Origin of the sequence: Pelotomaculum propionicicum (genome assembly GCF_048984525.1) — a bacterium.
GTDB classification, from domain to species: Bacteria; Bacillota; Desulfotomaculia; order Desulfotomaculales; family Pelotomaculaceae; genus Syntrophopropionicum; species Syntrophopropionicum propionicicum_A.
The window spans coordinates 1-18,816 of the sequence record NZ_JBMGJC010000019.1; the positions used below are offsets into that span (position 1 = coordinate 1).

The following is an 18,816-nucleotide window of genomic DNA, read 5'->3' on the forward strand; positions in this document are numbered from 1 at the left end:
TACCACCGCAGTTTCGTGCTATCCGAATTATCCAAAGTTAGGCTGCTTTTTTGCCATTCCAAAGCTCAAGCTGTAAAGATTGCTTGGGCTTTTTCACGAGCCTAACTTCGTATAATTGACTTAGAATAATGGGAAGTTGATGTTTTTTCTTCAAATACTATTGCGCTATTGAAGCTGAAGCTTTATTATCATTTCTGCAATCAATTAAATATATAGCCTCATCAATCATGTTTTCATAACCAGCATTTATTACTACTTGCCGAGCAGTAAGGTGTTCGGTTTCAGAAAAGTAAAATATTGCAATTAAGCTACCATCTGCACAGTTAGCCGCTTCATATACCTTAACTTGTTTAAATACATGATTAAGTGTTGAATTGCTGGCGAGTTTAAACTCAACGATATTTTGGTTCTGTTGTCCCATTGACACAATGAAATCAGCTTGCCCCCTACCGTTATTAGGTTCCGCATCTACCTTATAGTTTGTTCCATACCAAACAAAACGGAATAACCTTTGCAAATCGTTTTCTTTCGCTATTCGTTCTCCCTTTACATACAGATTTTTGTAGCCATCACAATCTTCAATAACGTGTTTAAAAAACGCCAGGCGCTTTTTGGCTTCCTCTCTAGCAGATAGGTTTTCCTCATTCAAATATCCATTTTGTTTAAAGATAGAAATTAAATTTTTAGAAGCTAATAATAGTTTTTCTAACTGTTTATTTAGCTCTTTCATACACTGTAGCCTAATTTCATCAGTATCTGCTTCTCGCAACTTAATGTAATAGTCATAAAGTTCGGGATATTCTTTAACAATTTCTTTAAACGCATCTTTTTCAATTTTTCGAATTGATTTTCCCCTAACAGCACGGCGATTTCTTTTTTGATTTTCTTCATATCGCCGTACAGCTTGACCAATATAATTATTTACATAGGCTCTTAAAGTATCATTTTCTATGACAGCACGAATGCGCTCATGGCTATTATAAAAATCATCTCTGTTAATAGATGGTTCATCTTCACGGAGAATATCATAGGGTGTTAACAGAACGTATTCAATTTCTCCTTTCTTATTATAGATGTATGGAAGTACATATTCTTTACTTACAAAACTTTCAGTATTATAGTTAAAATATGCTTTCTCAACAGGGAGTGTTTTACGCAATTTAGGATCAATATATTCTATAGCAAAATTTTCAGTGTATTCACAAAGAAACCTTTTTATAAGATTTACTGTTAAATCGCTTATCTTATCCTTACCGCTTCCCTCATAAAGCAACATAGTTTTCTCTATATGTTGTCCTCTTGAGATACCATGTGTATCAAGCGCAAATCCAATATTTTTGTATAAGAATTCTGCATACTTCTTACCCAAAGCCAGCCCCTTATTCCCTTCCAATGAAAAACCTAACCAATTGTTAGGAACTTCACTAAAATTAAACCATGCGTTTATTTCCTTAGAGAATAATCCTTGCTTTGCTTTAATATATAAAAAATGGAAATAGCGGATAATTTCTTTATGAAGTGCTTGATATTCTGGCTTTTCACTATTAAAGATAAGCATTGGGTCAATAAATAACGGTATATCACAAACCAAAGAAATATCTACTGCACCATATGCTCTTAATAATTCAGTATCAATCCGAAATCGCTCTGAAAAAAACATGTTATTACCCCCTACCCTTCCACATAATAATTTCCATTGATTTAAGATATTTATCCTTTTATACATGCAGTGGAAACCCTTCGATTATTAGCATCCTTGGATGACCACTTAATTAAGTTCAAAAATAAAATAAATGAGGTATGTAAAGTTTAACCCCAAGAACGGCCAAACAGTTCTCCGCCATTAGGATTCAGCTTCAAGACAGACGTTTCTTCTAAAATGATTTGAGCTTTTTTTGTATATGAATTTTGTTTGTCCAGACTAATAAAAACTTGCTTTCCAGATTTCTGATATAACTCAAGTATTTTTTCAATCGCTTCATCCGATATTTGTTTCAATAGCACAGAATCATGAACAATTGCAGGCAATCTTGTCAATGATAATACAGACAAGTCGAAAACTACTAACCCCTTATACGCAATTCCAGTTCCTGTATCGTCTGGCGTAAAGAAATCATAACCCTTTTCACTAAATGACAAGACAGGCGCATTGTATGTTCCAGAATATATAAAATCATTGATGATCGTCATTTCTTGGTTTACTTTTGTTTGTAGTAGGGCAAACTGCTCTGTTTCAACTACTCGAAGTTTTTCGTTATTATTTAAAACGTCTTTTCTAAGTATTGCAAGTTTAAAATATGCCTCATTTTGATTCTGAAGCTCTCTAATTTGCCTTTGAAGTGCGGCGTATCGCGACAATATCGTTTTGGAAATCTGCGGATTTTGAATCATCTTTTCTAACTGTAGTGTATATCCTGAATTGACAGATTCGACGTCCGAGATTTGTTTCTCTAATCGCTTCTTTTCCATGTTCAATTCCGAAATTAAAATATCTGAAATTTTATTATGAAAGTTTTCAATTGTAGCTATAGACTGAATATTTGTATCAGGGAAAAATTTATGAAGTTGCTCAAAGTCTTGCGTTGTTGCCGAAAAATTGTAGTTTAGATTATTCTCTACTGATTGCAATTTTGATTTCAAGTAAGTGTGTTGCCTTTTTGCTTTAGACAACTGCTGCTTAATTCTAATAGCTTCTTCTGATAACTCAGCATCGAGATCAAGTAGACCGTTCTCAAGTCTTGTAGCTAGACCATCGATATCTTCAGTTAGTCGATTTATATCTTTTTGGTTTTTCTTTGCTTGCCTTCGTGATATTCGAAATAAATTTATATTTTTGAGCTTTCTTATATACGTTAAGCTCATCCATCGAGCGTTCATAGACTCCTGTCAACTCATGAATAGGCGTGTATAAATCAAAAAGTTTTAAAAGCGCATAGCTTGCTTTTTTTGCTTTTTCATCCTTAACAACATGTAACGGAAATTTTTCGTTTAAATTTTCTTTTCCATAAACGCGAATGTACCGCCCTACAACATCTCTAAAAGATAAAAAGGGTAATGATAATCCATATTCCTTTTTAAGCCATGCACAGTACTGATCCAAGGAAATACTTTTTATTTTTTTATACGAGTTATCACAATACCATAAGTCATTAGATTCCAGAGTGTTTCTGATAAACCAATATTGCTTTTTCTCAAAAATAAATGAAAATTTGATATCGTGATGGCCTACATTTCGAATGATATCTGCCGATTTTGTGTAAGTGCTACCACCAAACACAAAATCAACGATCATTAAAAAAGTTGACTTCCCTATAGAGTTATCCCCAGAATCGGTCCCTAGAACTGTGTTTAAGCCATTATGAAACTCAACCCGTTTTTCTTTGAATTTATCACATATAATCTCATATAACATAGGTAATCCTCCCTGTATCAGGATTCAGAGAGATTCTGTTCAGAGCAAACAAGTAATCCAAAGTTTCGATATAATCACTAATACTATCGAAGCATTTTTCGATTTTGGCATATAACTCCAATGGAGTCATATCACAATCTTGTATGCATTCCAATATTGTTGGGAATTTACTGAGCGAGCTTTCTTTGAATGATATTATTTTATTTGGTAATCTCATCAAACACCTCGCAGTTCTGAACAAAGAAGGCGACAACAGCTTCACAAGCCATAAGTGATACTTTTAGGGTTCTATTATTAACCCAATCTACTATCGCATTGTAAATTTCTGTTTGACTTGCTCCTCCAGCATCCAGTTTAATAAAACAGGTTCGAATCTGCATACTTATTACTTCAAAGTTAAAATTGCTAGATTTTTCTATATTGCGGAACAAATCTCTTATGTATAGATAGTAATTTGTTACATATCCTTGTATTTTTGTTTTTAAAAGCATCTCTTTGTTTTCAATTTTATTTACTAATGGCACCGCTGCATAATTTAAGTCCGACAATTCCTCCTGTGATAGGTTGATAGTTTTTTTTACAACCTCTAAAATTTCATCTTCCAATCCCAGCGGTTGTGCAAGATCATGCAGAGATGTTTTCCGAAGGAGATCCTTCTTGATCATCACTAAATCTAAATACTCATCTGCTTTGGTATGATAATCCTGTGTTCCATGACAGTCTTTACATAATGCAATTCTATTTTCAAAAGACTCAGAGTTGCTTCCAAGGCGCTCCAAACCTCTTAATTCCTTCTCCTGTTCTGCCGTAGGATTATTTGGATAAATATGAGCAATTTGAAATCTCTTTTCCTCTAATTTCTTCTGCTCACGAGACACCAATTTCTTTCCACACAATGGGCAGTGGTTATCGGCTTCTAGCAGGAAAAGCCGTAACTCTGCTGGGGTTGGATTTTTTCTTGATTGCAGATAAGAATCTTCATTTATATCAGCATTGGGCAACGCATTCCACACCTTATTCCCATTATTTGCAATTATTTAAATCCAATTTAGGTTCACATTATAGACATTAGCGGCATGGATAATGATAACTAAGTTGTATGCTTCTACCTTTTGCATAAAATTTCCTGCAGAACTTTGTCGTAATTTATGGGGAAATATCGGGACACCCACTCGGGGTAAATAAGTACTAAGCTAATACTTACTCGGAAGAACAAGCATGCATAAACAAGTAGCCTCAGCACAAATCGCAATAATGATTAAAAACGACCTCTTTAAATCTGATATAATTGATTCGGCCAATTTACCGTATATGTGAAAGTAGGCGCTATGAAAAACCTTGAGACAGTGATAGCCGCAATACAATATATTGAAACACATTTATCAAACGAAAAGATCGACCTGGATGTTGTTGCCGCCGCGGTACACTACTCGAAATACCACCTGCACCGCATTTTTACCGACGCGGTGGGGCTTACTATTCATGATTACGCGCAGCGCAGGCAGTTGACGGAAGCTGCCAAACTGCTGGTTTTTTCAGATAAGCTGATTATTGACGTCGCCATTCTGGCCGGTTACGACAGCCAGCAGGCTTTCAGCAATGTGTTCAAGGCCATGTATAAGCAGTCTCCTCACCAATTTAGAAAAAATGAGGTGTTTTATCCGTTGCAGCTGGAATACAACTTCAAAGACCAGCGCGAAACCCTTGAAAATGCGCGGAAAAATTCCGCGCGAGAAATCCGCTTTGCCGGAGAAGCGGATATTCCGTTATGGATGGACCTGGTGCGCCTGGCCATTGACGGGTTCCCCTGCCTGGAAGAAGAACAGCACTTAACTGTCCTGAAACGCTATATTGCCAACAAAGGCGTGCTGCTTATAACCGAGGGCGGCATTTCTATCGGCGGCATGATGATAAACTACAAAACCGGCAGCATAGATTTCCTCGCGGTACACCCGCTTTACCGGAAACAGGGTATTTCCCGGGACTTCCTGCATGCGGCGCTCACCGAGCTGCTGAAGAACAAGGAAATCAGCATTACCACATTCCGGGAAGGCGACAAAGCAGACACGGGATATCGTAAAGCTCTCAAGGAGCTGGGCTTTGCCGAAGAGGAACTGCTGACGGAGTTTGGATATCCGACCCAAAGGATGGTTTTGCCCAGGGAGAATAAAAATGACTGACGCACAGCAAGCGGGCAGGCGCAACCCTCACGCGCCTGCCCGTATTAACGAAAGCAAAAAGAAAAAACCAGTTGAAAAACCGGCTTTTCCCGATGAAATTGCCCATCTTGAAGATATCAGGGGCAAGCTGGATAAGGCCGTCAAGCAAGCGCATGATTCAGTCGGGCATATCGACGAAGAATATATGGATGTCAAGCGGTACATGGTAGAGCAACGCGGTGAAATCGATCCCCACGAGATGTTTCAAAATGAAATGGCTTTAAAGCGCATTGACAAACGGGGGGCCGCTGCGGCCGGGCTCCGGGATAAACTCGCCAAACTCCTGGACTCGCCTTACTTTGCCCGGATTGACTTTCGGGAGACATCCAAAGTAACACCCGCCGCCTTTTACATCGGCAGGTTTTCTTTCAGCCACGGCAACGAGCTGCACATTTCTGACTGGCGCTCCCCGGTGGCCAGCATGTTTTATGATTGCGAGGTTGGGCCGGCTGGATACGACGCCCCGGACGGACGGGTCGACGGCGAGCTGACCCGGAAGCGGCAGTTCAAAATCAAGAACGGCGTGATGGAATACGCGCTGGAGAGCTCGGTTAATATCCAGGATGATCTTCTGCAGCGTGAATTGAGCCATACTTCGGACGAGAAGATGAAATCCATCATCGCCACCATTCAAAAGGAACAGAACCTGGCTATCCGGAACGAAAAGGCGGAGACCCTCCTTATTCAGGGGGTCGCGGGTTCCGGCAAGACCTCCATCGCGCTGCACCGGATCGCCTACTTGCTCTACCGCTTTAAAGACAGGTTATCGGCAAAGAACGTGACCATCCTGTCGCCCAACAAGGTCTTTGGGGATTATATTTCCAATGTGCTGCCCGAATTAGGCGAGGAGCCGGTCTACGGGATGAGCTTTGCGGATATTGCCGGGGTCCAGCTTGAGGGCGTCATCCGTTTCGAGGCCGACAAGGACCCTCTTGAAACAGATGATCCCAAATGGGCGGAGCGAGTGCGCTTCAAATCCACGCTGGATTTTAAAAAACTGGTGGACGAGTACCTGGCCCGGATGCCTGAGGCCGTCTTTGAGCCGTCCGACTGCACTTTTGGCAGGTTCACCGCCAAAAGCGAATGGATCCGGGGCCGCTTTGCCGCTTACCACAGGCTCCCGGTCAAGCGGCGCCTGGTGATGATTGCGGACGATATTCTTGACCGCTATGAAACGGACTACTTCATGGATAAGCCTTTGCCAAAGGCCGGGGCCGTCTTAAAAAGCCTGGCGGCGATGCTGAAGATGAAGAATACCCTGTCGCTCTACAAGGATTTTTATAAGCAGAACAATATCGCGGACAAATTTGTGATGCCGGCCAAGAAAACCCTCGAATGGTCCGACGTGTACCCGTTTATGTACTTCCACGCCGCTTTTGAGGGTTTGCGGGAGAGCCGGCTTATACGCCACCTGGTTATCGACGAAATGCAGGATTACACACCGGTCCAATACGCGGTGATGAATGCCCTGTTCAAGTGCCGGAAAACGATCCTGGGAGACTTCGGGCAGTTTATCAACCCAAACCATTTAAACTCGCTCGGAGACCTGCGCCGGTTGTATGAAGGCGCGGAATACGTAGAGCTGAACAAGAGCTACCGCTCGACCTATGAAATCATCACCTTCGCCAAAGGCATCCGGAATGTTGCTTCCCTGGAGGCGGTTGAGCGCCACGGGGATGCTCCCGATCTTGTCTATTGCCGCAGCGGGCGGGAAGAACTGGCGGTGATAAAGAAAAAAATCGACGCTCTTCAGAATAGCGGGCATGCCACCCTGGGCATTATCCTGAAAACGAACAGCGCGGCAAAAGCTCTTTATGATGTGCTGTCCCGAAACTGCCAGGTGCATTTGATTTCGCCGGAAAGCGCGAACTTTGTGAACGGCGTATCGATCACTTCGGTTCAAATGTCAAAGGGGCTGGAATTTGACCAGGTGATCATACCCGCGGCCAACAGCGAGACCTACTCCAGCGAATATGACCGCAGCCTGCTTTACATTGCCTGCACCCGGGCCATGCACCGGCTGTCTTTGACCTATACCGGCGAACTGACCCGGCTGATTGGGGCGTATGATAGCTGAACAACAAGACAAGAGACGGTTCTTCTGTCTAACCGCCTCTTTAAAAACTTATTACTCTGACTTTGCATCCAAAAGTGCCGGTTTATCCCGGCACTTTCCAACTGTTCCCCCATGTGCCTGCTATTGCAGCGAGCCGATGTTTTCGGAAATACTTTTGGCCTTGATCTTTTTGAGCGGCCCGATGACGGAAAGCCGGGTCACAAGAAGCGCGGCGGCGAAAACGCAGACGATTTGCACCAGTGGGAAGACCCACACTATTTTGAGCGACGTCAGAAGCTGTGTTATAAGCGCCTTTTGCAACAGCAGGCCGAGGATACACCCGGCGACGGCGCCCGTAATGCAGTATGCCGACGCCTCTGCCGTGATCATCCTGTTAAGTTGTTTTCCCGACATACCGACCGCCCGCAGGACGCCCAGGTACCTCATTTTTGAAGTGACGCTGGTATTCATCGTGCTGACGATATTGAGGATGCTGATGAGCGCGATAACCACCACAAAACCGTATACGAAAACCGCCATGGTAAAAAAGGTCTGGTTCATCTCGCTGTTTTTTTGCCGCGAATCAAGATAGGTGATATTGCTCCCGATCATGCGCTTGATTTCGGAAACTGTTTCCTCCTGACCGTTCTTTTCCAGCTGAATATCAATGATTTTAAGGGTGGAGTCTCCCGTTATTGCGGTATACTGCTTTTCCGTCGTAATGAAGGTCGCCAGGTTCAAGTTGCTGTCGGCAAAGGGCACAGTACGAAGGACGGCCATAACCGTGAACGGCTTTTTCCCGGATACGGTGTCGATATAAACCTTGTCCCCCGCATGGAGCTCCGCCGTACGGACCGAGACGCCCTTTCGTATATTCTGCAAAACGGCGATAATGCCGTCCTGGGTGTTGAGCGTGTCTTCGGACAAGTCGCCTTCCACCAGGTCCGTTTTTGCCCACTTCAATTGATTTTTGTCATAGGAGATCAGCCATGATTTTTCCGGAGCCTCAAAGATGCCCTCGGCGTTGACCTCAATGCTGCCGACCTCCTTCACATACTCTTCGGTAAGCCGGGACGCGTCGAAGGTCGCGTTTACATAGCCGAACATCCTGCCGTATACGTGCTTTATTCCCGGCAAGTGCGACAGCTGACCGTACAAATCAGGGCTGAGGCTTTCCTCTGAGGTCAGGGATATATCGGGCGTATACGGCTTCGTTGTCTTCAGGCTCGTATGCAGGAAATCAACAAACACGTTGAAGCCGAGAAACATCATAATACTAAAAGCGATGGAGGCCGACATCAGGGCCAGCGTTTTTTTCCGGGCGGCCGCGCTCCCAATCCCCATCGCCGACTCAACAGGCAGCAGCCTGGTCAGGATCCCTCCTTTTTGGACTTTTCGCATCCTGATCTCGCTGTTTCCCGTCACGGCGTTGACCGGAGACACCCTTGAGGCCTTTTTCGCCGGCAGCAAAGTCGCAATCGCAACGGTGAGGACGCCGACGGCAACACCGGCCAGGATGCCTGTGGGGCTTATGGTAAACAGGGAAATTTGGGAAAAAATATAGCTGTTATAGAATTTAAGGAGCGCGCAGCAAAAGAGCGTGGCGGCTATCCCCAGAAGCACGCCGCCCGGAATCGCCCAGCGCAGCAGCAAAAACCCTTCCCTTTTCACCAGCCTCCTGATCTGCGCTTTCGACGCCCCGACGCACCGCAGAAGGCCGAACGAGCGCATCCTGTCCATGACCGATATATTGAAGGTGTTGTAAATCATTACCACGCCCGCAACCAGGACGATAAAAAACAGGATCGCTCCCGCCTGGTACAGCCCCACTGCCGCCTTGTGATCGCTTTGCCCGATAACGGCGAGCAGGCGCTCGTTCCGCCCCATGCGCTCGTCGGATATCCCAAGGCTTTCCTTGATCTCCTGCTCCGCTTTTTTCATATTTGCCTGTTCTTTGAACTCGATCAGGAAGATACCGGTCTTTTCCACGCTTGCCTTTTCGGCTGCTTGCATGGAAACTGCCACGCCCGGCTCGCCGGTTGCTTTGGTGCCCCCGTAATCGGCGAATATTCCGCTGATCACAAACGGCCTTTCCGCTTTATCCGCAAAGGCGAAGGACACCGTGTCGCCGATGCCCGCGCCCAGCTTTTCAGCCGCCCAATTTTCAATCATCAGCTCGTTTTCGGCTTCCGGATAAGTCCCTCTAAGCAGGTTCATGCTCATATTAGCGGCAAAATTATCGCTCAAGGCCACAATATCGCACCGGCTGCCGTTGATGCTGCCGCTCTTGAAAGCTACCAGCGTGCCGGTGTTTTTCACGTCGATCCGGCTTGAAATCGCTTCTTTTTCCCCGTCAGTCGCATTATTAACCAACAGGTGGTAATTTCCGTAGTCATTGATGACCTGTATTTTTTCGAATTTCAAAAACACGTCCAGCATGGAAAAAATCCCTACGACAAGCGCCACGGACAGGACAATGCTGAATATCGAAAGCCTCGTTCTCTTTTTATGGGCGGCCAGATATTTATGCGCCAGGTCAAGATACCCGTTCATCTTGCGCCACCCCCGAGCTCGGCAACAACGCCGTCCTCCACGCTGAGGACCCTGTCCGCAAAAGACGCATAGCTCTGGTTATGGGTGATCATAATCAGCGTCTGGCGATATCTCTCGACAGACAGCTTGAGCAGGTTGATCACATCCCTGCTGTTCTTGCTGTCAAGGTTGCCGGTGGGCTCGTCGGCAAGGATAATGGCCGGTTTGGCCGCGAGTGCCCGCCCGATAGCCACACGCTGCTGCTGTCCGCCGGAAAGCTGGCCGGGCAGGTGGCGCTTTCGTTCCGCCAGCCCCAAAATGCCGAGCAATTCAGAAATGTACTGTTGGTCAGGCTTTTTATAATCGAGCAGTATCGGCAGTACAATGTTTTCTTCCACGTTCAGCTCCGGCACAAGGTTATAGGCCTGAAATACAAAGCCGATGTTGCGCCTGCGGAAGACCGAGAGTTCCTCTTCCTTCATCGTATAAATATCCCTGCCGTCGATAATGACCTTGCCCGACGTCGGATAATCCAGCGCTCCGATCATGTTGAGCAGCGTGCTTTTCCCGGAGCCGGACGGCCCGATAACAGAGACAAATTCGCCCTTTGATACGGTAAACGACACGTTTTTTAAGGCCTCGACCTTTGTGTCCCCCGCGCCATATGTCTTGCATAAATCCTGTACGGTTAATATGTTCAATGATCTCACCTCACATTTTCTGATGTGATGATGATAGCATGCCAGCCTTACTTTCCGGTGAATTATGTCTTACAGATTTGTAAGCCTGGGAAATATCAGGTGAAATTCCGCTCCCCGGCCCAGTTCGCTGCGGACGGTGACGGCGCCCCCGTGTTTTTCGACGATGGCCTTGGAGAGCGCGAGCCCGATGCCGACGCCCTGCTTATCCTTTGAAAAACGGCTGCGGTAGAACCGCTTGAAAATATGGTGGATATCCTCGGGATGAATGCCCGCGCCGTTGTCGCGGATGATAATTTCTGTCGCCGCAGCCGCCTCCTGGCAGGATATTTCAATGGCGTCTCCGGAGTCCGTGTGGTCAAGGGCGTTTTTTATGATGTTGCCGACCGCCTCGCCGAGCCATGTTTCGTCAAGGCACAGCATGGGGCCGTTACCGCATCGCAGGGTGATGCTTTTTCCCTCCTGTGCGGCGCGGGTGGCAAAGGAGCCAATACATTTTTCCAAAAAACTTTGTAGGCTGAAAACGGCCTTTTCCAACTCAATGGTCCCCGCGTCGAGCCTGGCAAGTTTCAGTAGGTTTTGAATTAGGTTTTCCATCCGCTCAAGCTCGCGGCGGCTTTTATCCGTAAAGCTCTCCACCACCTCGTTGCCGGTCTTTTCATCGCAAATAATCTCATTGTACATCTGAAGAGCGGCGAGGGGCGTTTTCAGCTGGTGGGATATGTCGGATACCGTATCCTTTAAGAACTGCCTGTTCTGCTTTTCCTTATCGATATGGGCGGTCAGTGACGTCGCCATGGCGTTAACGGACGCGAAGAGCCTGGCCAGGCTGCCTTCTCCGCAGTCCGAAAGGCGGACGGCAGTGTCTCCGTCCATGAAGTGCCGGAGCTGCCCGGCGGCTGTTTCAAGCTGATAGCCGCGGCGCTGCTCGCCAAGGTAAAGTACGGCCAGAATGGCGAGGGAAAACAGGACGGTGATTAAGAGCATGGTCAGGGCAAATTTTTGATGAAAACTTTCCACCACAGGCAGCAGGCTGTTTTGCGTACTTTCCGCGTACCCGGAAGAAGACAGCAGAGACGCGCCTGCTTCAGTGTCCGCGCCGGTTTTATCGGAAGTAAAGGCCGTGACAATCTGCCTTTTGTCCACTCCGCTGCCGGACAGGTACCCTGCCACAGTATAGTCATGTTCAACCATGTCCTTTTTGTAGTCCTCCGCCATGCGCGCGACGATTAGCTGTCCTAAAAGGATAAACGCGAGCAAAATTATCACGGTCACGGCAGCCTGGCGCCGGACACTTTTATCGTTAAATATCACCTTACCACTTTCCATTTATATCCCACACCCCGCGCTGTTAATAAGTACATTGGATTTTCCGGATCGTCCTCTATCTTGCTCCGCAGCCGCCGCACATAGACTGACAGCGTATTGTCGTCAACAAAGCTGCCGCTCCCGTCCCAAAGCTTGTCCAGTATGACTGCCCTGGTCAGGACATTATTGGGATTTTGCATCAAAAGGCATAAGAGACGGTACTCCACGACGGTGAGCTCGATCTCAAAACCGTCTTTCAGCACCCGGTTTTCGCCAAGCCTGACAGTTATTCCGTTTGATTTCAGCTCTGTGTGTAGAGCCTTGGAAATGCCCGCTCGGCGCAGCAGCGCGTTGATCCTGGATACTAACTCGTTAAGCTTAAAGGGCTTGGTAATATAGTCGTCCCCGCCCATGTCAAGCCCCATGACCACGTTTACTTCCTCGTCGGAGGCAGTCAGAAAAATAATCGGCACATCTGATGCCTGCCTCGCTTTTCTGCAAATTTCAAAGCCGCTGCCGTCAGGCAGCGTCAGGTCAAGGAGCAGCAAATCATATTTTTGCGCCGCAAGCTGTGCCAGGGCTTCTTTGACGGTCCTGGCGACGTCAGCTTCAAAACCGTTTTTCCTAAGAGAGAACTCCAACCCGTCAATCAGGCTGAGGTCGTCCTCAACGAGTAAAATTCTATGCATTCATGTCACTTCCGCAATTAATTTTTGAAAATACCGCTATGGAAATAATCACATTGTAGCACCATAATTCAAAAGCTTCAAGGCAGTAAGGCCCAGTGTCAGCCTATTCATCCGGAGTTGCAAAAAATCCTTCAAAATTGGCTGGTCAGACATTATAAGAAAGAAGATAACTTAAAGTAAGCCAGAATCGCCGCTCCTTCCACTTAAGGGCTCTTTCGTCCCCTGCCCTATGCCGGTTTACCCCGGCGCCTATGAACTCCCCCTCTTTTCCCTTCCTGTCTTTCCTGTTTCTTCAGAGCGAATCGACCCGTCACCAGACCGGACAAGCAGGACTTACAGCCATTTTCTGATTGACTGCCGCGCCAGGGCGGCGAGTTGAAGGACGGTCCTTTGCACCGTGGGAGCGTGTCCAGAGGACTTTGCCGGGCGTGTCAAGGGAACGGTTTGCCGGGCGTGTCTTGGGGACGGTTTTGTTGACACGATTTCTATTATTAAATCTTGAGACAAAAGCGTGTCAACAGAACTGTCCTCATGACACGCTCGAGAGAAAAAGCCTCTTAGAAAGATCCGTCCTCTTGACACGGTCCATTGAAAATGAGCCAAGCAGGTTCAACACCATGGAGACTCAGTCAAAACCTACGCCTCGCCAGGGGGCTTTAGTTACCGCCCAACGCAGGGAAAAGGAGGGCATGTGAAGAATATTTTATGCACAGGATACAATCATATTATTGATGGAGATATGACCATGGAAAATAAAGAGTTTCTTGAAGCGCTGCGCTCGGCCAGAAGCCTGGTGCTATACAGGAACATTATTTTAGACCCGGCCTGCAGGGCTTGGCTTAACTTTGTCGAGTCCGTGGCCGGGGACAGGCCGGCCGATGAAACACTTAACATGTACTGCGAGTTATTCTTTTGCCTGACGCAGCAGGCCGGACCATCTGAGGGCGGTTTCACCGGGGACGCGTGGCAGGACCACCTGCTGCAGTTGCTGCTGTATGATGACAATGTCTTCAGCCGGTGGGCGTCGCTGTACTCCCCCGAAAAGCTCGGGGCTTCACTGCTGGACGCCGCCAGGGGCGACCTGGCCAGGCTCCATGCCATGTACAGGATAGACTGCGCCGCCGCCCGCGAGGCTGTAATGCAAAAACTGGGCGCGACCGACATACCCTGCGGCGGTTTGCCCCTTTGGAAAGAGCTTTCCGCTCCGGCTGCGGATAGTTTAAAGGCTAAAAACCACCTGACTGGGGAGATAATTGATTTGCTCTCCCGTTCCGGTGACTGGGGTCCGTGCCTGGAGGACCTGGCCCGCTATTACCGGAAGGCGGGAGCGGGGCTGACCGGGAGATACCGGGCTTTCCGCTGGTGTGGCGCGGTTGGCCGGATGGAAGGGATCGACGAGCCGGATTCCATCCATTTTGATGATTTGGTCGGCTATCAGGACCAGCGGCAGCAGGTAGTGGAAAACACCGAAAAATTCCTGGCCGGCTTCCCGGCAAACAACCTGTTGCTTTACGGCGACCGGGGCACTGGCAAGTCTTCCACTGTTAAAGCCCTGCTGAACCAATACGCCGAACAGGGGCTGCGCCTGGTTGAAGTGCCCAAGAGCAGCCTTGGCGATTTTCCCAAAATCATTACCTTGCTGCGGCAACTGCCCCAGCGGTTCATCATCTTTGTGGACGACCTTTCCTTTGAAGAATCTGAAGTCGAATACAAGGAGCTTAAAGCTGTTTTGGAGGGCGGGCTGGCCAGCCGTCCCGCCAACGTCTTGATTTACGCCACCTCCAACAGGCGGCACCTGGTCAGGGAGCGGTTTTCCGACCGGGACATGGGGGATGAGCTGCACGGCAACGACACGGTCCAGGAAAAATTGTCCCTGGCCGACCGGTTTGGGGTTACCATTTTCTTTACCACCCCGGACAGGGCGCTTTACCTCAAAATAGTGCGGGAAATGGCCAAACACATGGGCCTTGAGCTTGCGGAGGGTGAACTTGAGCGCAGGGCGCTGCTGTGGGCGTCCTGGCACAACGGTTTGTCCGGCCGCACCGCGCGGCAGTTTATCGACAACCTCAGCGGGGGACTGTACCTGCAGGAATAGGTTTAAGCAGTCTTGCGAAAAACCGGATGGTAACGGCGCCATCCGGTTTATAATACACCTTCTACATTCTCAAAGCAGCTTATTGCTAGTAATATATTGTTTCCCGCGCTGGTTCTGGAACTATAAAGCAGCCGTTCTATGTAATTCAAAGAATATTTTTGACAGAGACACCTTGTCCAACTCGCCGGAAGAAAGCAATATTACAGCTTCGTAGAGCTTTCCCGCTTCATCTGCAATCGTGATTCCGTTTATTTCCAGGAATACCAGGCCGCACACAAGGGCTGTTCTTTTATTGCCGTCAACAAACGGGTGGTTCTTACATAAGTGATAAACATAAGCGGCTGCCATCTCGAAAATATCGATATGCAAATAATCGCCGCCGAATGACGCTTCCGGCATGGCTAAAGCTGAGCAAAGAAGATGATAATCCCGCAGCCCTGGATGACCGCCGTATCGTTTGATCTGGTCCTCATGGATCTCAATTACCTCCGCCAGGTTTAAAAAAATAAATTCTTCCTTGCTCATTATTCCCCCAACTTTCTGAGTGTGTCTCCGTGATTCTTATTTACCTTGTCTAAAGCCGCTCTAAATCTCTCTTCACGCTGGACATTCGGTAGTGGTGATACTATAAGGCTTTTCCCGTCTGTGGAAATTTTTAACGGTGTAGACATCGATATACCCAGCAATTCTAGAATAGCTTTATCTATTACTAAGGCGGCACTGTTGCCATGTGAGGTTAATGTTTTAATCATAAAAATCCCCTCCTGTAATTACATTGTTATAACATTGTAGCACCATAATTAAATGGTTTCAAGAAAAAATCAAGTTACTTAAGAAGCCAATGTTCGTTAAGCAGGCGGCGCCGGTATTGACTAAAAGGGACCTGCGCTCCCCCAACAGGGAGTGAGGCCCCTTTCTTTTGCCGGTACCGTTAACTAACCAGTGGTTTGTCAGGCGGTTTCAATGCGGTTGGCTGCCTGCAAGCCGAGTTTTTCAACAGCATGCTCGCGCATCTTATATTTCATAATTTTCCCGGCGGCATTCATGGGGAAGTCATCGACGAAATCGACGTAGCGCGGCGTTTTGTGCTTCGCCATGTGTGAACGGACGTACTCCTTGAGCTCATCGTCAGTCATGGTCACACCGTCCTTCAGGATCACGCAGGCCATAATCTCCTCGCCGTACTGTTTGTCGGGCACGCCGATTACCTGGACATCCTTGACTTTGGGATGGGTATAGATGAAATCCTCAATTTCCTTGGGATAGATATTCTCGCCGCCCCTGATGATCATATCCTTGATGCGGCCGGTGATTTTGTAGTACCCATTTTCATCGCACCTGGCCATATCACCGGTGTGCAGCCACCCGTTTTCATCGATGGCAGCCTTCGTGGCCTCAGGCATTTTGTAGTAGCCTTTCATGATGTTGTAGCCGCGCGCTACAAATTCACCATCAGCATTAGGGGGCAGGTCCCGGCCGGTCTCGACATCAACGATCTTGCATTCAACACCGGGCAGGTGGCGGCCCACCGTATTGACGCGCAGCTCAATCGAATCATCGACGGTGCTCTGGGTGCAGCCCGGCGAAGACTCAGTCTGGCCGAACACAATTGTAAGTTCCGTCACGTTCATTTTGTCCACCACATCCTGCATAACCTTGACCGGACAGGGGCTGCCCGCCATAATGCCGGTCCTCATATGGGAAAAGTCAGTTTTTGAGAAATCCTCATGTTCAAGCATCGCGATAAACATGGTGGGAACTCCGTTGATGGCGGTAATCTTTTCCCTGTTTACAGCGTCAAGGGACAGCTTGGGTGAGAAATACGGCATCGGGGTCATGGTCGAACCGTGGGTCATTGACGACGTCATGGAAAGCACCATACCAAAACAGTGGAACATGGGTACATGGATCAGAAAGCGGTCGGCAGTGGAAAGGTCCATGCAGTCACCGATGTTTTTGCCGTTATTCACCACATTATAATGGGTGAGCATAACGCCCTTGGGGAAACCCGTGGTCCCCGAGGTATACTGCATATTGCAGACATCATGCCTGTTGATGGACATGGCGCGGCGGTAAACCTCCTCCACCGGGACTCTTTCAGCCAACGCTATGGCGTCCTCCCAGGTCAGGCAGCCCTTCTGCCTGGAATCTACGGTGATGATATTGCGCAGGAAAGGCAGGCGTTTTAAATGGAGCGGTTTTCCCGCCTCGGCAGTTTCCAGCTCGGGGCAAAGCTCTTTTATAATGCCTACATAATCAGAATCCTTATAGCCGTCGATCATTACCAGCGTATGGGTGTCCGACTGGCGCAGGAGGTACTCAGCTTCATAGATCTTGTAGGCCGTGTTTACAGTCACCAGTACGGCGCCGATCTTGGTGGTGGCCCAGAAGGTGATGAACCACTGGGGAACATTGGTCGCCCAGATCGCCACATGGTCACCTGGCCTGACGCCCAGGGCAATCAACGAGCGGGCGAATGTATCCACATCGTCCCGGAACTCTGCATAAGTCCTGGTATAATCCTGAACAGTATAGCGGAAAGCATACTGGTCGGGAAACTCTTCCACCATGCGGTCCAGCACCTGGGGAAAGGTCAGGTCGATCAGCGTGTCCTTCTGCCAGATGTATTTCCCTGTCTTGGCGTTGTTTTCGAACAGGTGGCCCTTTACCACGTTTATTTCAGTGTAACGACTCATATAGTTGGCGAAGTTCGGGAAGACGACTCCCGCGTCATCAAGATCATCCGCCCAGCGCTTGACCCATTCGAGAGATATATAGCCGTCGTAGTTAATCGAGCGCAGCGCCAGCATCATGTCGTCAACCGGCAGATCCCCCTCACCCATCATACGATACCGTATGGAGCCGTCCTCCACCACGGAATCTTTGATATGTACATATTTGATATAGGCGCCGAGGTTTTTGACAGTCTGTTCGGGGCTCTCACCGGCAAACCGGTAGGGATGGTGCACATCCCAAAGAGCTGCCACCGCGTCGCTTGCCACCTGTTGAAGCAGCCCGCTCAGCCGGGCTGTGTCTGTATAGACGCCATTGGTCTCCACCAGCAGGGTCACGCCTTTATCTTCAGCAACCGGCGCCAATCGCCGCAAAGCGGCCAGGACCACCTCGTCATCGACTTCTCCGATGGGATGCGGCTCCAGGTCAGCGAGAATGCGGATGTATGGTGTGCCAAGCCTGGCGGCCAGGTTAATATACTGCACCAGCTCAGCATGGTTTTTCTCATCATTTTCAGCAAATTTCAAGCAGCAGCCGGAAGTAAGGCAGGGGATTTCCAGGCGCAGCTCGGAAAGCTTTTTTACCGTTTCCGGAAGCTGTGATTCGGTGAAAGGCTGGGCCCGCACCGCGGATATTTCGCTGCCAAGCCCGCGCACCTCAATGCCTCTGAAACCAAGGTCCTTGGCCATGGTGCAGATGTCGACCCAACTGAAGTCGGGACAGCCGAGTGTTGAAAATGCAAGTTTCATAGAAAAACTCCCTCCTTAATTTAAAAAGCGCTTCCGTCACATAGCATTTCTGCTAGAGACGAAAGCGCTAAACTTCCGCGGTACCACTCATTTTGGCATGTTAAACATACCCACTTAACAGCATCGGTCAACTGACGAATGCCCTCTCATTGTAACGGCGAGAAACCCGTTCGCACCTACTTGCTTTAAGCCGCCATAACAGCACCTTCAGCTTTCAGCTGACTGCTCAAGGGGGAGTCAACTTGCTCTGCGCGCTGTCTTTCAGCATCCAACAGCTCTCTGGAGCGACATACCGCAAGGTGTTTTCCCTGTCATTGCATTTAAA

At 47.9% G+C, this 18,816-nt stretch carries 16 protein-coding genes and 1 other annotated feature; of the genes, 4 read left to right on the top strand and 12 right to left on the bottom strand.

The features are described from left to right. Window positions 1–157: 157 nt before the first annotated feature. The 5 genes from ACOBQJ_RS16090 to ACOBQJ_RS16110 all read right to left on the bottom strand — a co-directional run bounded on the left by ACOBQJ_RS16090 (window position 158) and on the right by ACOBQJ_RS16110 (window position 4,413). Complete coding sequence (locus ACOBQJ_RS16090; protein ID WP_421072797.1) at window positions 158–1,660, bottom strand: hypothetical protein; 1,503 nt, start codon at window positions 1,658–1,660, stop codon at window positions 158–160. Between the two features lie 149 nt (window positions 1,661–1,809). Beyond that, on the bottom strand, window positions 1,810–2,862 hold the full coding sequence (locus ACOBQJ_RS16095) for a DUF2326 domain-containing protein (protein ID WP_421072798.1): 1,053 nt from the start codon (window positions 2,860–2,862) through the stop codon (window positions 1,810–1,812). Continuing rightward, window positions 2,762–3,412, bottom strand: coding sequence for an AAA family ATPase (locus tag ACOBQJ_RS16100; RefSeq protein ID WP_421072799.1), 651 nt, complete (start codon window positions 3,410–3,412; stop codon window positions 2,762–2,764). The genes ACOBQJ_RS16095 and ACOBQJ_RS16100 overlap by 101 nt, the downstream gene beginning before the upstream one ends. After that, window positions 3,402–3,629, bottom strand: coding sequence for an ABC-three component system middle component 7 (locus tag ACOBQJ_RS16105; protein WP_421072800.1), 228 nt, complete (start codon window positions 3,627–3,629; stop codon window positions 3,402–3,404). The genes ACOBQJ_RS16100 and ACOBQJ_RS16105 overlap by 11 nt, the downstream gene beginning before the upstream one ends. Then, window positions 3,613–4,413 (bottom strand): ABC-three component system protein, encoded by an 801-nt coding sequence (locus ACOBQJ_RS16110; protein ID WP_421072801.1) that lies wholly within the window; start codon window positions 4,411–4,413, stop codon window positions 3,613–3,615. The genes ACOBQJ_RS16105 and ACOBQJ_RS16110 overlap by 17 nt, the downstream gene beginning before the upstream one ends. Window positions 4,414–4,740: 327 nt before the next feature. Here ACOBQJ_RS16110 and ACOBQJ_RS16115 point away from each other — a divergent pair, with 327 nt between their 5' ends. Then, window positions 4,741–5,592 (top strand): GNAT family N-acetyltransferase, encoded by an 852-nt coding sequence (locus ACOBQJ_RS16115; protein WP_421072802.1) that lies wholly within the window; start codon window positions 4,741–4,743, stop codon window positions 5,590–5,592. After that, window positions 5,585–7,708 (top strand): HelD family protein, encoded by a 2,124-nt coding sequence (locus tag ACOBQJ_RS16120; protein WP_421072803.1) that lies wholly within the window; start codon window positions 5,585–5,587, stop codon window positions 7,706–7,708. The genes ACOBQJ_RS16115 and ACOBQJ_RS16120 overlap by 8 nt, the downstream gene beginning before the upstream one ends. Window positions 7,709–7,828: 120 nt before the next feature. Here ACOBQJ_RS16120 and ACOBQJ_RS16125 read toward each other — a convergent pair whose 3' ends face one another. From ACOBQJ_RS16125 to ACOBQJ_RS16140, 4 genes are all read right to left on the bottom strand, one after another. Next, window positions 7,829–10,240: an ABC transporter permease gene (locus tag ACOBQJ_RS16125; RefSeq protein WP_421072804.1), complete on the bottom strand. Its 2,412-nt coding sequence runs from the start codon at window positions 10,238–10,240 to the stop codon at window positions 7,829–7,831. Continuing rightward, window positions 10,237–10,920: an ABC transporter ATP-binding protein gene (locus ACOBQJ_RS16130; protein ID WP_421072805.1), complete on the bottom strand. Its 684-nt coding sequence runs from the start codon at window positions 10,918–10,920 to the stop codon at window positions 10,237–10,239. The genes ACOBQJ_RS16125 and ACOBQJ_RS16130 overlap by 4 nt, the downstream gene beginning before the upstream one ends. 69 nt (window positions 10,921–10,989) lie before the next feature. Next, entirely contained in the window at window positions 10,990–12,246 is a 1,257-nt protein-coding gene (locus ACOBQJ_RS16135) for a sensor histidine kinase (protein ID WP_421072806.1), read from the bottom strand. Then, window positions 12,228–12,914 (bottom strand): response regulator transcription factor, encoded by a 687-nt coding sequence (locus ACOBQJ_RS16140; RefSeq protein WP_421072807.1) that lies wholly within the window; start codon window positions 12,912–12,914, stop codon window positions 12,228–12,230. Before ACOBQJ_RS16140 ends, ACOBQJ_RS16135 begins: the two co-directional genes overlap by 19 nt. Before the next feature lie 229 nt (window positions 12,915–13,143). On the opposite strand from ACOBQJ_RS16140, the gene ACOBQJ_RS16145 reads away from it, so the two are divergent. Next, window positions 13,144–13,293, top strand: coding sequence for a hypothetical protein (locus tag ACOBQJ_RS16145; RefSeq protein ID WP_421072808.1), 150 nt, complete (start codon window positions 13,144–13,146; stop codon window positions 13,291–13,293). 312 nt (window positions 13,294–13,605) lie between these two features. Beyond that, complete coding sequence (locus tag ACOBQJ_RS16150; protein WP_421072809.1) at window positions 13,606–15,009, top strand: ATP-binding protein; 1,404 nt, start codon at window positions 13,606–13,608, stop codon at window positions 15,007–15,009. 120 nt (window positions 15,010–15,129) lie between these two features. On the opposite strand, the gene ACOBQJ_RS16155 is transcribed toward ACOBQJ_RS16150, so the two are convergent. From ACOBQJ_RS16155 to ACOBQJ_RS16165, 3 genes are all read right to left on the bottom strand, one after another. Then, window positions 15,130–15,534, bottom strand: coding sequence for a type II toxin-antitoxin system death-on-curing family toxin (locus ACOBQJ_RS16155; protein WP_421072810.1), 405 nt, complete (start codon window positions 15,532–15,534; stop codon window positions 15,130–15,132). Next, window positions 15,534–15,761: an AbrB/MazE/SpoVT family DNA-binding domain-containing protein gene (locus ACOBQJ_RS16160; protein WP_421072811.1), complete on the bottom strand. Its 228-nt coding sequence runs from the start codon at window positions 15,759–15,761 to the stop codon at window positions 15,534–15,536. The genes ACOBQJ_RS16155 and ACOBQJ_RS16160 overlap by 1 nt, the downstream gene beginning before the upstream one ends. A gap of 198 nt (window positions 15,762–15,959) precedes the next feature. Next, window positions 15,960–18,491, bottom strand: coding sequence for an AMP-binding protein (locus tag ACOBQJ_RS16165; RefSeq protein WP_421072812.1), 2,532 nt, complete (start codon window positions 18,489–18,491; stop codon window positions 15,960–15,962). Window positions 18,492–18,542: 51 nt separating this feature from the next. Continuing rightward, window positions 18,543–18,815: a binding site (T-box leader), on the bottom strand. Window position 18,816 lies beyond the last annotated feature (1 nt).

Bases quoted from the DNA above. Each gene is read 5' to 3' on its own strand.
- ACOBQJ_RS16090 (WP_421072797.1), bottom strand. From the start codon at position 1,660: ATGTTTTTTTCAGAGCGATTTCGGATTGATACTGAATTATTAAGAGCA.
- ACOBQJ_RS16095 (WP_421072798.1), bottom strand. From the start codon at position 2,862: ATGAGCTTAACGTATATAAGAAAGCTCAAAAATATAAATTTATTTCGA.
- ACOBQJ_RS16100 (WP_421072799.1), bottom strand. From the start codon at position 3,412: ATGTTATATGAGATTATATGTGATAAATTCAAAGAAAAACGGGTTGAG.
- ACOBQJ_RS16105 (WP_421072800.1), bottom strand. From the start codon at position 3,629: ATGAGATTACCAAATAAAATAATATCATTCAAAGAAAGCTCGCTCAGT.
- ACOBQJ_RS16115 (WP_421072802.1), top strand. From the start codon at position 4,741: ATGAAAAACCTTGAGACAGTGATAGCCGCAATACAATATATTGAAACA.
- ACOBQJ_RS16120 (WP_421072803.1), top strand. From the start codon at position 5,585: ATGACTGACGCACAGCAAGCGGGCAGGCGCAACCCTCACGCGCCTGCC.
- ACOBQJ_RS16125 (WP_421072804.1), bottom strand. From the start codon at position 10,240: ATGAACGGGTATCTTGACCTGGCGCATAAATATCTGGCCGCCCATAAA.
- ACOBQJ_RS16135 (WP_421072806.1), bottom strand. From the start codon at position 12,246: ATGGAAAGTGGTAAGGTGATATTTAACGATAAAAGTGTCCGGCGCCAG.
- ACOBQJ_RS16140 (WP_421072807.1), bottom strand. From the start codon at position 12,914: ATGCATAGAATTTTACTCGTTGAGGACGACCTCAGCCTGATTGACGGG.
- ACOBQJ_RS16145 (WP_421072808.1), top strand. From the start codon at position 13,144: ATGCCGGTTTACCCCGGCGCCTATGAACTCCCCCTCTTTTCCCTTCCT.
- ACOBQJ_RS16155 (WP_421072810.1), bottom strand. From the start codon at position 15,534: ATGAGCAAGGAAGAATTTATTTTTTTAAACCTGGCGGAGGTAATTGAG.
- ACOBQJ_RS16160 (WP_421072811.1), bottom strand. From the start codon at position 15,761: ATGATTAAAACATTAACCTCACATGGCAACAGTGCCGCCTTAGTAATA.
- ACOBQJ_RS16165 (WP_421072812.1), bottom strand. From the start codon at position 18,491: ATGAAACTTGCATTTTCAACACTCGGCTGTCCCGACTTCAGTTGGGTC.